Below are 12,795 nucleotides of genomic sequence, written 5' to 3'. Positions count from 1 at the left end.
TCATGCCAGATCCTCCACGGCGCGGACGAACTGGTGACCACGGTCTTCGTAATTCTTGAACATGTCGAAACTGGCGCAGGCCGGAGACAGCAGCACTACGTCACCCGGCTGGGCGGCGGCACGGCATTTCTCGACGGCGTCGATCAGTGTGGTGGCGCGAATCAGCGGCACCGCATCGCCGATGGCCTCGCCGATCTTGTCGGAATCGCGGCCCATCAGGATCACGGCACGGCAATGGGCCGCCGCCGGGTCACGCAGGTCCTTGAACTCGGCACCCTTGCCGTCGCCACCGGCGATCAGCACGACCTTGCCGCTGATGTCCGCGCCCAGGCCTTCGATGGCGGCCAGCGCGGCGCCGACGTTGGTGGCTTTGGAATCGTTGTAGTAACCGACGCCATCCAGGTCACGCACCCACTGGCAGCGGTGTTCGAGGCCGGCGAAGTTGCGCAGGGCCGTGAGCATGGCGTCGAACGGCAGACCGACCGCATGCCCGAGCGCCAGTGCCGCCAGGGCGTTGGACTGGTTGTGGGCGCCGCGAATCTTCAGTTCACGCACCGGCATCAGGTTCTGGAATTCGAAGGCCAGGTATTTCTCGCCGTTCTCTTCGCGCAGGCCGAACGCCTTGAAATCGGGCTTGGTCAGGCCGAAGGTCCAGCATGGCTGGCCCTCGCCCATCAGCGGCCGGGTCAACGCATCCTGACGGTTGACCACGAACTGCTTCGCGCCACGGAAGATCCGGTGCTTGGCCAGGTGATAGGCCGGCAGACCGCTGTAGCGATCCATGTGGTCTTCGCTGATGTTGAGCACGGTCGCCACTTCGGCGTTGAGCTGATCGGTGGTCTCCAGCTGGAAGCTCGACAGCTCCATCACGTACAGCTCGACGTCATCGCTGAGCAGATCCAGCGCCGGCGTACCGAGGTTGCCGCCGACCGCCACGCGCTTGCCGGCCGCAGCCGCCATCTCGCCGACCAGGGTGGTGACGGTGCTTTTCGCGTTGGAACCGCTGATGGCCACGATCGGCGCCTTCGCGTTACGCGCGAACAGCTCGATGTCGCCGGACAGCTTCACGCCACGGGCCGCGGCGGCTTGCAGGGCCGGGGTCGCCAGCGCCAGACCGGGGCTCACGTAGAGCTCGTCGGCACGGCACAGGAACTCGACGTCCAGCTCGCCACAACGCACTTCCACGTGCGGATAGTCACGCTGGAGCGTGGCCAGTTCCGGTGGATTTTCCCGCGTATCGGCCACAGCAAACGCCACGCCCCGGTTCGCCAGGAAGCGAACCAGGGACATGCCGCTCTTGCCGAGGCCGACAACGATGCGGAAGTGGTCAGAAGCGATCAGAGACACTCGTTCTACCTCAGCTTCAGGGTGGCAAGGCCGATCAGCACGAGAATCACGGTGATGATCCAGAAACGGACGATCACGCGCGGCTCGGGCCAGCCCTTGAGTTCAAAGTGGTGGTGTATCGGCGCCATGCGGAACACACGGCGACCGGTCAGCTTAAAGGAAGCCACCTGAATGACGACTGACAGGGTTTCCATCACGAACACGCCGCCCATGATGAACAGGACGATTTCCTGACGGACGATCACCGCGATGGTGCCCAGGGCTGCGCCCAGCGCCAGTGCGCCGACGTCACCCATGAAGACTTGTGCCGGGTAGGTGTTGAACCACAGGAAGCCCAGGCCGGCACCGATCAATGCGCCGCAGAACACGATCAGCTCGCCCGCGCCCGGTACATACGGGATCAGCAGGTATTCAGCGAATTTCACGTTACCCGACAGGTAGCAGAAGATGCCCAGGCCACCGCCGACCATCACCGTCGGCATGATCGCCAGACCGTCGAGGCCGTCGGTCAGGTTGACCGCGTTGCTCGAGCCGACGATCACGAAGTAGGTCAGCACGATGAAGCCGGCGCCCAGCGGAATGCTGTAGTCCTTGAGCATCGGCAGGATCAGGGTGGTTTCCACCGGCGTGGCAGCGGTCATATAAAGGAAGATCGCCGCACCGAGGCCGAACACCGACTGCCAGAAATATTTCCAGCGACTTGGCAGACCACGGGAGTTCTTCTCGATCACCTTACGGTAGTCGTCGACCCAGCCGATGGCGCCGAACAGCAGGGTCACCAGCAGCACGACCCACACGTAACGGTTGCTCAGGTCAGCCCACAACAGGGTGCTGACGCCGATGGAAGACAGAATCAGCGCGCCCCCCATAGTCGGCGTACCGGATTTGGACAGGTGCGATTGCGGACCATCGTTACGAACCGATTGGCCGATCTGACGGTTCTGCAGGGTGCGGATCATCCACGGGCCGTAGCACAGCGACAGGACCAGCGCGGTCAGCACACCGAGGATCCCGCGCAGGGTCAGGTACTGGAAGACCGCGAAGCCTTTGTAGAACTGTTGCAGATACTCCGCTAGCAGCAGCAGCATTAATGTTTCTCCAGACTGGACCCGCACAGGGCCGCAACGATGTTTTCCATCGCCGCGCTGCGCGAACCCTTGATCAAAATGGTGGTGTTTTTGTCCTGCTCGGCACCGAGGGCCTGGATCAGTTCGGCCTGCGTGCCGAAGTGATGCGCCTCTTGGCCGAATGCGTTCACGGCGTGGACCATGTTCGGCCCGACGGCGTAAAGCGCGGAAACCTTGCCCCGGGCGTATTCGCCCACGTCGCGGTGCCCCTGCTCCGCCCAGTCGCCCAACTCGCCGATATCCCCGAGCACCAGGACGGTGCGGCCGGAAAAGCCGGCGAGTATATCAACGGCCGCGCACATGGAGGTGGGGTTCGCGTTGTAAGTGTCATCGATCACGCGCATGCCGTTTTTCGCCAGTTGCGCGACGGTGCGACCCTTGACCGGTTGTACCGCGCCAAGCCCGGTGGCGATGCCGAACAGCGACACGCCCAGGGCGTGAGCGGCAGCGGCGGCGGCCAGGGCATTGGCGACGTTATGGGTGCCGAGCAGGTTCAGTTGAACCCGTTCCACACCTTCAAGACTGTGCAGGTTGAACGCCGGGCAGCCACGGGCATCGGTGGCCAGATCGCTGGCGTGGAAATCCGCTTGCGCGTTGCTCAGGGCGAAGGTCAGCACCTTGCGACCGGCAGCGCGGGTCTTCCAGATACCGAACGCCTTGTCATCGAGATTCAGCACGGCGACGCCATCGGCGGCCAGCCCTTCGATGATTTCGCCTTTGGCTTCGACGATTTTATCCGGCCCGCCGAACTCGCCAACGTGAGCAGTACCGGCGTTGTTGAGGATCGCCACGTGCGGCTTGGTCAGCCCGACGGTGTAGGCGATTTCACCCAGACGCGAAGCACCCAGTTCGATTACCGCCGCGCTGTGTTCCGGGGCAAGTTCGAGCAGGGTCAGCGGTACGCCGAGGTCGTTGTTCAGGTTGCCACGGGTCGCGTGCACCGAGCCGCGTGTGCGCAGGATGCTCGCGAGCATTTCCTTGACCGTGGTCTTGCCGCTGGAACCGGTGACGGCCGCGACCGGTTTGGTGAACGCGGCACGGTTCAACGCCCCCAACTGGCCGAGGGCCTGGCGGGTGTCCTTGACCAGCAATTGCGGCAGCGTGCTGTCGGCGACTTCGCGCTCGACCAATGCAGCAACGGCACCTTTGGCGGCGACTTCATTCAGATAGTCATGACCGTCGAAACGCGGACCGGTCAGGGCGATAAACAGCTGGCCGGCCTTGATGGCGCGGCTGTCAATGCTCACGCCGTCGAAGCTTGCGTCCGCGCTGATCAGCCGCGCATCGAGTGCATTGGTCAGTTCGCTGAGTTTCAGGGCCTTAAGCATGGGCCACCTCCCACGCGGTCAGGGCATGATCGGCCTCGACCAGATCAGAGAACGCGTGGCGCTCGCCGTTGATTTCCTGATAGTCCTCGTGACCTTTGCCGGCCAGGACGACTACGTCATCCGCCGAGGCACTGGCGATCAGTTGTGCGATGGCCTGGCCGCGCCCGGCCACGAATGTCACGTTATCCACAGCCGTGAAGCCGGCGCGGATGTCATCGAAAATCACCGCTGGGTCTTCGGTACGCGGATTGTCATCGGTGACCAGCACGCGGTCGGCCAGACGCTCGACCACTTCGGCCATCAGCGGGCGCTTGCCGCGATCGCGATCACCGCCACAACCGAACAGGCACAGCAACTGGCCTTTGACGTGCGGACGCAACGCAGTGAGAACTTTTTCCAGCGCATCCGGGGTGTGGGCGTAATCGACCACCACCAGCGGCTGGGTGCCGCCGCCGAGACGCTGCATGCGTCCGGCCGGGCCTTCGAGCTTCGGCAGCACTTTGAGAATTTCGTCGAGGGCGTAGTCCAGACCGAGCAAGGCACCGACGGCAGCCAGCACGTTGCTCAGGTTGAAACGACCCAGCAATGTGCTGCGCAGATGATGTTCGCCCTGCGGCGTGACCAGCGTGGCGCGCACGCCATGGTCATCGAACTGTGCTTCGCGGACATACAGATAGGCGCTGCTGTCGAGCAGGCTATAGGTGATCAGGCGCGACTCACGTTTTTCGGCGGCCAGTTGCCGGCCGAAATCGTCATCCAGATTGACCACGCGGCACTTCAAGTCATTCCAGGCAAACAGTTTGGCCTTCGCTTCGGCGTAGGCCTCCATGGTGCCGTGGTAATCGAGGTGATCGCGGGACAGGTTGGTCATCACCGCCACATCGAACGCCAGCGCAGTGACCCGGCCCTGATCCAGACCGTGCGACGAAACTTCCATGGCCACGGCTTTGGCGCCGGCCTTTTTCAGGTCGCCCAGGGTCGCTTGCATGGCGATCGGGTTCGGCGTGGTGTGCAGGCCGCTTTGCAGCGAGCCATGGAAACCGGAACCCAGGGTGCCGACGATGCCACAGTGTTGACCAAGCAGGTCCAGCGCCTGGGCAACAAGCTGCGTCACGCTGGTCTTGCCGTTGGTACCGGTCACGCCCACCAGGTTCAGGTGATGACTCGGTTCACCGTAAAAACGACCGGCGATATCCGACAGCTGCGCTGCCAGACCCTTGACCGGAATCAAGGGCACATCAGTGATCGGCAGCACGGTGGCGCCTTCCACTTCATAAGCGACCGCTGCTGCGCCACGAGCCAGTGCGTCGGCAATGTGGGCACGACCATCGAACTTGCCGCCCGGCACCGCGAGGAACAGGTCGCCCGCGCGCACGTTGCGGCTGTCGAGTGCCAGTTCACGGATCAACAGATCGTGGCCGGCGTGGGGGAAAATCTTGTTCAGACTAAGAGACATCAGCCGCGCCCTCCATTGGCTTTCAGCGGAACAGCCGGGGTGGCATTGGCCTGCTGGGTATTCGGCAGGTTGTCCGGGGTGATGTTCATCAGGCGCAGGGTGCCGGACATCACACGGCTGAACACCGGCGCCGAAACCAGACCACCGAAGTAACCGGCCTTGGTCGGTTCATCGATCACCACGACGATGGCATAACGCGGATCGCTCATCGGGCCGAAACCGGCGAACAGCGAGCGATAAGAGTTCTCGGCATAACCCTTGGTGCCCACCGAGGTCTTGCGCGCCGTACCCGACTTGCCAGCCACGTGATAGGCCGGAACCTGTGCACGGAATACCCCGCGCGGAGCTTCAATCACTTGTTGCAACATGCCCTGCATGGTTTTCGCCACGGCTTCCGGCAGTACCTGGGTGGTCTGCGGCGCCTTGTCGGTTTTGATCAGGGTCAGCGGTGCGAGACGACCGTTGTTGGCCAGTGCCGAGAACGCGTGCACCAGCTGGATCGCAGTCACCGAAACACCGTAGCCGTAGGACAGCGTTGCGGTTTCAGCCTTGCGCCACTCGCGGTAGTTCGGCAGGTTGCCGACACGCTCGCCCGGGAAACCGAGGCCGGTGTCCTGGCCGAGGCCGACTTTCTGCGCGAGGCGGAAAATGGTTTCGCCACCGATATCGAACGCAACCTTACTCATGCCGACGTTACTGGAATTGATCAGAATCCCGGTCAGGTCGAGTACCGGGCCTTCGGTCTTCGATACGTCCTTGATGGTGTATTTGCCGATCTGCAGGGAGCCCGGATACACCTCGACGGTGTCGCTCGGTTTCCAGCGGCCGGTTTCGATCGCGGCGCTCATCGAGATCGCTTTCATGGTCGAACCCGGCTCGAACACGTCGATCATCGCGCGGTTACGCATCATCGCCGGTTGCAGGTTGCGACGGTTGTTCGGGTTGTAGGTCGGCTGGTTGACCATGGCGAGGATCTCGCCGGTCTTCACGTCCATGATCACCAGACTGCCGGCCTTGGCGCCGTTCTCGATGATCGCGTTACGCAGCTCGCGGTTGGCCAGGTATTGCAGACGCAGGTCAATGGACAACGCCAAGGGCTTGCCGGCCTTGGCGTTCTTGGTGACCTGGACATCCTTGATCAGCCGACCGCGCCGATCCTTGATGACCTGCCGCTTGCCGGGTACGCCGGCCAGCCACTCGTCGTAGGCCAGTTCGACACCTTCACGGCCATGGTCATCGATGTCGGTAAACCCGACCATGTGCGCGGTCACTTCACCGGCCGGATAGAACCGGCGGAATTCTTCGATGCCGTAGACGCCCGGTACTTTAAGGTCGAGCACGGCCTGGCCCTGCTCGGGGGTCAGCCCGCGCACCAGATAAATGAATTCCTTGTTGGCCTGGGCCTCAAGACGTTCGGCCAGGGCTTTCGGATCCTGACCGAGGGCAGCGGCGAGTGCCGGCCACTTTTCCTTGGCCAGCTGCATTTCCTTGGCGTTGGCCCACAGGGTGGTCACCGGCGTACTCACGGCCAGAGGCTCGCCATTGCGGTCGGTGATCAAGCCACGGTGTGCCGGGATCGGAATGTGACGAACGCTGCGCGCATCACCCTGACCCTTGAGGAAGTCACGGTCGATAACCTGCAGGTCGATGATCCGCCAGCAGATCGCGGCAACCATCACGCCGAGCAAACCGACGACCAGACGGAAGCGCCACGGGAACAGTGCGCCTTCGAGTTTCATCATGGCGCCACCATCTTCACGTCAGCTGCGCCGGGGATGTGCATCTTCAGTTGTTCGGTGGCCAGCACTTCGATCCGGCTGTGGGCGGTCCAGGTACTTTGTTCCAGGATCAGGCGCCCCCACTCGGCCTGCGCCTTGTCGCGCACGCTGAGTTCGTTATAAAGGGTATTGAGCAACTGCCGGTTCCAGTGGGCGCTATAGGACACGCCAATGGCCGACACGAGCACGCCGATGAACAGCAGCAGCATGAAAAAGCTGCCGCCAGGCAGTGGCTTGGCGAAAAGCTTGCTCACCGCAACTTCTCCGCGACGCGCATGACGGCGCTACGGGAACGTGGGTTGGCTTTGAGTTCGGCGTCGGAGGCCGTCTGCGCTTTGCCATGGATCTTGATTTTCGGTTCGAACGCAACGTGGCGAACCGGCAGGTTGCGCGGCAGGTTGTCGGCTTCGCCTTTCACCAGCTTGCGCATGAACAGTTTGACGATGCGGTCTTCCAGCGAGTGGAAGCTGATCACGACCAGACGGCCGCCCACTTCCAGGCATTCGAGCGCGGCTTCAAGGCCCGCTTCCAGATCGCCCAGTTCGTTGTTGACGTGAATGCGCAGCCCCTGGAATGCACGGGTGGCCGGGTTCTTGCCCTTTTCCCACGCCGGATTGGCGACTTTCAGCACTTCAGCCAGATCGGCGGTGCGCTCGAACGGCGTGATGTCACGGCGCTCGGCCACGGCACGGGCCATGCGACCGGAGAAACGTTCTTCGCCATATTCCTTGAACACCCGGGCGATTTCTTCCACCGGCGCGGTGTTGACGAATTCGGCTGCGCTGATGCCACGGGACGGATCCATGCGCATGTCCAGCGGGCCATCGTTGAGGAAACTGAAACCGCGCTCGGCATCATCGAGCTGCGGCGAAGACACGCCGAGGTCGAGCAGAATGCCGCTGACCTTGCCGGCCAGACCACGTTCGGCAACCACCGAGCCGAGCTCGGCAAAGCTGCGCTGCACAACGACAAAGCGGCCGTCTTCGGCCGCTAGCGTTTGCCCGGTGGCAATCGCTTGTGGATCTTTGTCGAATCCGATGAGCCGGCCATCAGGCCCGAGCTTGCTGAGGATTAACCGGCTGTGCCCGCCGCGCCCGAACGTACCGTCCAGATAGCAGCCATCAGGACGTACGGCGAGAGCCTCGACGGCTTCGTCAAGCAGTACGGTGATGTGGTTAAAGCCGCTATCAATAGTCACAGGATCAGATCACGCAGTTCATCAGGCATGGCGCCCGGTTGTTGTATGGCAGCCAGGTCAGCGGCAGAAACCGCGTTCCAGGCATCTTCGTCCCACAGTTGGAACTTGTTCAGTTGACCGACCAGCATCGCGCGCTTGTCCAGCTTTGCGTATTCGCGCAGGCGCGGCGGCACCAGAAAACGACCACTGCCATCGAGTTCGAGGTCGACGGCGTTACCAATCAATAAACGTTGCAGACGACGGTTCTCTTCGCGGAGCGAAGGAAGCGCGCGCAACTTGGTTTCAATAATTTCCCACTCATCGAGCGGGTAGACACACAGGCACGGATCAACGGCATCAATGGTCACGATCAACTGGCCGGAACTACGCGAAACGAGCTCGTCACGGTACCGGCTCGGCATGGCGAGACGGCCCTTTGCGTCGAGACTGATAGCGTTAGCTCCGCGAAACACGTCTGCGTTTCTCCAATTTTTATCGTTTTGAGCTCAAAAAACCCACTTCATGCCACTTTCCGCCACTTGCGCACACTATAGGAATGCGCCCACCACACCGTCAAGGCGCGGATCAAAGGAAAACCCTTACAGAACGGAGATTTAGGAGCATAAAGGGAGGAGCAACGAGAATCTGGCGGATGCTTTTATCCAATAACTTGATGCAGCACTGAAAGCTGCGCTCGAAAGTTAAAGTAATTTGTTAAGAGTAAGATTTTTTCGGTATTACAAAAGCGCTTCTGCTGTTGATTGAAGCAAGGTGGGAAATGGCTATTACTGCGGTTGCCGCTGCCGGATTTCCAGAGCAGGCCTGCTGATAATAAACAGCCCTGTCGCCTTTAATTCAAGCAGGGAAAAGAAAAAGGTGGAGAGTCGATCTGTAAGCCGGGTTCTGTCTTGAACAGTCATTCGTCTACGATGGCCATCACTGGACATCTTTAGCAACCTACCCGGTCCCAGCGCGGGCCACGCCTTGGGACCCTATTTGGTCTTGCTCCAAGTGGGGTTTACCTAGCCACGAACTGTTGCCAGACGTGCGGTGCGCTCTTACCGCACCTTTTCACCCTTACCGGCGCCGAAGCGCTTAGGCGGTTATTTTCTGTGGCACTTTCCGTAGGCTCACGCCTCCCAGGCATTACCTGGCACTTCGCCCTATGGAGCCCGGACTTTCCTCCCCCCTCTAATTTTCATAGAGGGCAGCGACTGTCCGATCGACTCTCCGCCGCGCAGGTTAACGGCAGAGCGCCCGAAGAACAAGCGCTAATAGCCCTCAAACCGGTCTGCGCGACGGGTTACGCGCCTTTTTGCTGATCCAGCGCCACCTGATACAGCACGTTTTTGCGCTCACCGGTGATTTGCGCCGCCAAAGCTGCGGCGCGCTTGAGCGGCATCTCTTCAAGCAACAGATTGAGGATGCGCATCGCCTCGCTGCTGACGGCATCTTCGGATTCCGGCGCAGTCCAGCCAGCCACCACAACAACACATTCGCCACGCTGCTGATTGCTGTCCGCCTCGACGAATGCCCGCAACTCGGCCAGTGGCAGGCCCTTGAGGGTTTCAAAGGTCTTGGTGATTTCACGGGCGAGCAATGCCGGACGATCTGCACCGAACACAGCTTCCATATCCTGCAGACACTCAAGAATACGATGCGGCGCCTCGTAGAAAATCAGCGTGCGCGGCTCTTCCTTGATGGCTTCCAGGCGCGCCTTGCGACCAACAGCCTTGGCCGGCAGAAAGCCTTCAAAGATGAAACGGTCGGATGGCAGACCGGCCGCCGACAGCGCCGCGATCAACGCACAGGCACCCGGCACCGGCACCACGTTGATCCCGACGGCACGCGCCTGGCGCACCAGGTGATAACCCGGATCGGAAATCAACGGCGTACCGGCATCGGAAATCAGCGCGACGTTGTCGCCAGCCATCAGGCGAGTGATGAAACGACTGCCTTCATCACGTTCGTTGTGCTCATGACAGGCCGCCAGCGGCGTGGAGATGCCAAAGTGTTGCATCAGACGCTGGGAATGGCGCGTGTCTTCGGCGGCAATCAGCGCCACTTCGCGCAGGATCTTCAACGCCCGGGCGCTGATGTCATCCAGGTTGCCGATGGGCGTCGCCACCACATAAAGCGAGCCCGCAGCGGAATTCAAAGCACCTGGAGCAGTCAAAGCGCACACCTCATGATCGGTAAAAGCCGCCATTGTAGCGCGTCACGCGCCCGGCGATGCGCTCGCGGCAGACACGGTTTGTCGCACCATTGTGCGGTCGCGCAACATTTACATCAGCTAAATTGACGGTTTCACACCAGTAACATCGCGCCCCGGCCAGCGCTTGGGTACAATTCGACGCTAATTTGATCGAGTATCAGGAACACTTACATGATCGCTTGCCTGCGGCTGTTCACTGCCCTCTGCCTCGCTGCCTTGCTGGCGGCTTGCGCCAGCTCCCCTTCCTCCAGCCTTGGCGAACTTCCACGGACTCCGGATGCCAGCATCGAGCAACTGCTCGAACAGGCCGCCCAGGCCAAATCGCCGGACAAGGCTGCACTGCTGCGCCTGAGCGCGGCGGACATGGCTTACCGCCAGGGCAATGCCGGACAGTCCGCGCAAATCCTGCAACAAGTGCCGATGGAACAACTCCAGCCAGGCCAGCAGGCATTCGCCAGCACTTTGTCTGCCGAGCTGGCGATGACCCGCAACCAGCCGAAAGCCGCGCTGGCAGCCTTGAACCATCCAAGCCTGCAGCGCCTGAGCGAAATGTCGATTCCACTGCAGGTTCGCGCCGGCACCGTTCACGCCCGCGCCCTTGAAGCCGATGGCCAGACACTGGCTGCCGCTCGCGAGCGCATCTTCATCGCACCGATGCTGGAAGGTGAAGCCGCCAGCAAGAACCACGAAGCGATCTGGACCCTGATTGCGTCGCTGCCGACCGATCAACTGCAACCCAACGGGACCGACGACCTCGCAGGCTGGATGAGCCTGGCCCTGGCCGTGAAAACCGCCGGCACCCTGGAACAGCAACAGGCGGCAATCGACGACTGGCGCTCGCAGCACCCGAAACACCCGGCCGCGATCAATCTGCCGCTGCCTCTGACCAAACTCAAGGAACTGGCCAGCCAACCCCTGAGCAAGATTGCCCTGCTGCTGCCACAGGACGGCCAGCTGGCCTCGGTCGGCAAGGCCCTGCGTGACGGTTTCATGGCCGCGCACTACCAGGCCCAGCAAGCCGGCCAGAAACCACCGGCCATCGTGTTCTACGACAGCTCGCACCTGACCAGCATGGACGAGTTCTACCGCAAGGCCCAGACCGACGGTGTACAACTGGTAGTCGGGCCGCTGGAAAAACCACTGGTCAAACAGCTGAGCACCCGCCCGCAACTGCCGATCACCACGCTGGCGCTGAACTACAGCGAAGGCGACCAGGGCCCGGCGCAACTGTTCCAGTTCGGCCTGGCGGCTGAAGACGAAGCCCGCGAAGTGTCCCGTCGCGCCCGCGCCGACGGCCTGCACCGCGCTGCGATCATGGTGCCGAAAGGCGAATGGGGTGACCGCGTCCTGCGCGCATTCAGCCAGGACTGGCAAGCCAACGGCGGCAGCATTGTCGCCACCGAGCGTGTCGATCAACCTGTGCAACTGGCCCAGCAGATCGCCGACATGTTCCAGTTGCGCCAGAGCGAAGCCCGCGCCAAGAGCCTGCAGAATGCTGCCGGCACCAACGTCGCCGCCCAGCCTTCGCGTCGCCAGGACATCGAGTTCATCTTCCTGGCTGCCACTCCGCAGCAGGCGCAGCAGATCAAGCCGACCCTGAACTTCCAGTACGCCGGCGACGTTCCGGTCTACGCGACCTCCCACGTGTTCAGCGCCAGCGGCGACGTGAACCAGTACAACGACATGAACGGCGTGCGCTTCTGCGAAACCCCATGGCTGCTGGATGCCAACGACCCACTGCGCAAACAGGTCACTGCTCAGTGGCCACAAGCCGCCGGCAGCCTCGGCCGTCTGTACGCGATGGGTGTTGACGCCTACCGCCTGGCACCACGCCTGAGCCAGCTCAAGACCCTGCCGGACAGCCGCATCGACGGTCTGTCGGGCAGCCTGGGCATGACCCAGAGCCAACGCGTCGTACGTCAGCTGCCATGGGCCCAGTTTGTCAGCGGCCAGATCCAGCGCCTGCCGGACACCCCGCGCTGATGCCCGACAGGTCACACCTGCAAAGCGGCAAGGATGCCGAGCGCCAGGCGCTCGAGCATCTGCAACACCAGGGTCTGCGCCTGCTGGCGCAGAACTGGTTATGTAAACGCGGCGAGCTTGATCTGGTCATGCTTGATGGCGATACAGTAGTATTCGTCGAAGTACGTTACCGAAAGAACACTCAATGGGGTGGAGCGCTCGACAGTATCGACGAGCGCAAACGGCAGAAACTGATTTTCGCCGCACAGTATTTTCTTCAGCGCGAGTCGCGTTGGGCCAATTCCCCCTGCCGCTTCGACGTGGTGGCCATCGACAGCCACCAGGGTCAGCTGAACTGGTTGCAGAATGCGTTCGACAGTTGAGCGCCTGCGCCGACCTGGACAT

Annotated in this window: 11 protein-coding genes and 1 other RNA gene; 2 read left to right on the top strand and 10 right to left on the bottom strand. The window is 61.9% G+C overall.

The genetic code is table 11. From position 1 onward, the window contains the following. The 10 genes from murD to rsmI all read right to left on the bottom strand — a co-directional run bounded on the left by murD (position 1) and on the right by rsmI (position 10,422). On the bottom strand, positions 1-1,347 hold the full coding sequence (gene murD / locus OQ248_RS15915; protein ID WP_265813283.1) for a UDP-N-acetylmuramoyl-L-alanine--D-glutamate ligase: 1,347 nt from the start codon (positions 1,345-1,347) through the stop codon (positions 1-3). Between the two features lie 5 nt (positions 1,348-1,352). After that, a complete protein-coding gene (mraY, locus tag OQ248_RS15910; protein ID WP_015096766.1) occupies positions 1,353-2,435 on the bottom strand; it encodes a phospho-N-acetylmuramoyl-pentapeptide-transferase in 1,083 nt (360 codons plus the stop codon). Then, positions 2,435-3,802, bottom strand: a complete 1,368-nt coding sequence (murF, locus tag OQ248_RS15905; RefSeq protein ID WP_265813282.1) for a UDP-N-acetylmuramoyl-tripeptide--D-alanyl-D-alanine ligase — start codon at positions 3,800-3,802, stop codon at positions 2,435-2,437. The genes mraY and murF overlap by 1 nt, the downstream gene beginning before the upstream one ends. Further along, on the bottom strand, positions 3,795-5,258 hold the full coding sequence (locus OQ248_RS15900) for a UDP-N-acetylmuramoyl-L-alanyl-D-glutamate--2,6-diaminopimelate ligase (RefSeq protein ID WP_248739347.1): 1,464 nt from the start codon (positions 5,256-5,258) through the stop codon (positions 3,795-3,797). The genes murF and OQ248_RS15900 overlap by 8 nt, the downstream gene beginning before the upstream one ends. Further along, the gene (locus tag OQ248_RS15895; RefSeq protein WP_170929662.1) at positions 5,258-6,997 is read right to left on the bottom strand and encodes a penicillin-binding protein 2; all 1,740 of its coding nucleotides are present in this window, start codon (positions 6,995-6,997) and stop codon (positions 5,258-5,260) included. Before OQ248_RS15895 ends, OQ248_RS15900 begins: the two co-directional genes overlap by 1 nt. Then, complete coding sequence (gene ftsL / locus OQ248_RS15890) at positions 6,997-7,290, bottom strand: cell division protein FtsL (RefSeq protein ID WP_007956777.1); 294 nt, start codon at positions 7,288-7,290, stop codon at positions 6,997-6,999. Before ftsL ends, OQ248_RS15895 begins: the two co-directional genes overlap by 1 nt. Further along, a complete protein-coding gene (gene rsmH, locus OQ248_RS15885) occupies positions 7,287-8,228 on the bottom strand; it encodes a 16S rRNA (cytosine(1402)-N(4))-methyltransferase RsmH (protein WP_265815100.1) in 942 nt (313 codons plus the stop codon). Before rsmH ends, ftsL begins: the two co-directional genes overlap by 4 nt. Positions 8,229-8,230: 2 nt before the next feature. Further along, on the bottom strand, positions 8,231-8,686 hold the full coding sequence (gene mraZ, locus OQ248_RS15880; RefSeq protein WP_003205355.1) for a division/cell wall cluster transcriptional repressor MraZ: 456 nt from the start codon (positions 8,684-8,686) through the stop codon (positions 8,231-8,233). Between the two features lie 403 nt (positions 8,687-9,089). Continuing rightward, positions 9,090-9,443, bottom strand: an RNA gene (gene rnpB / locus OQ248_RS15875) — RNase P RNA component class A. A gap of 73 nt (positions 9,444-9,516) precedes the next feature. Beyond that, complete coding sequence (gene rsmI / locus OQ248_RS15870; RefSeq protein WP_265813281.1) at positions 9,517-10,422, bottom strand: 16S rRNA (cytidine(1402)-2'-O)-methyltransferase; 906 nt, start codon at positions 10,420-10,422, stop codon at positions 9,517-9,519. Positions 10,423-10,599: 177 nt separating this feature from the next. Between rsmI and OQ248_RS15865 the strand changes: the two genes are divergently transcribed. Further along, positions 10,600-12,411 carry a penicillin-binding protein activator gene (locus tag OQ248_RS15865; RefSeq protein ID WP_265813280.1) on the top strand — a complete coding sequence of 604 codons (1,812 nt, stop codon included), beginning with the start codon at positions 10,600-10,602 and terminating at the stop codon, positions 12,409-12,411. Then, positions 12,411-12,773 (top strand): YraN family protein, encoded by a 363-nt coding sequence (locus OQ248_RS15860; RefSeq protein ID WP_039766259.1) that lies wholly within the window; start codon positions 12,411-12,413, stop codon positions 12,771-12,773. Before OQ248_RS15865 ends, OQ248_RS15860 begins: the two co-directional genes overlap by 1 nt. The last annotated feature ends 22 nt before the right edge of the window (positions 12,774-12,795 follow it).

This window comes from Pseudomonas sp. COW5 (assembly GCF_026240005.1).
Taxonomy (GTDB): domain Bacteria; phylum Pseudomonadota; class Gammaproteobacteria; order Pseudomonadales; family Pseudomonadaceae; genus Aquipseudomonas; species Aquipseudomonas kribbensis.
This window is presented reverse-complemented; position numbering and strand designations above follow the sequence as displayed.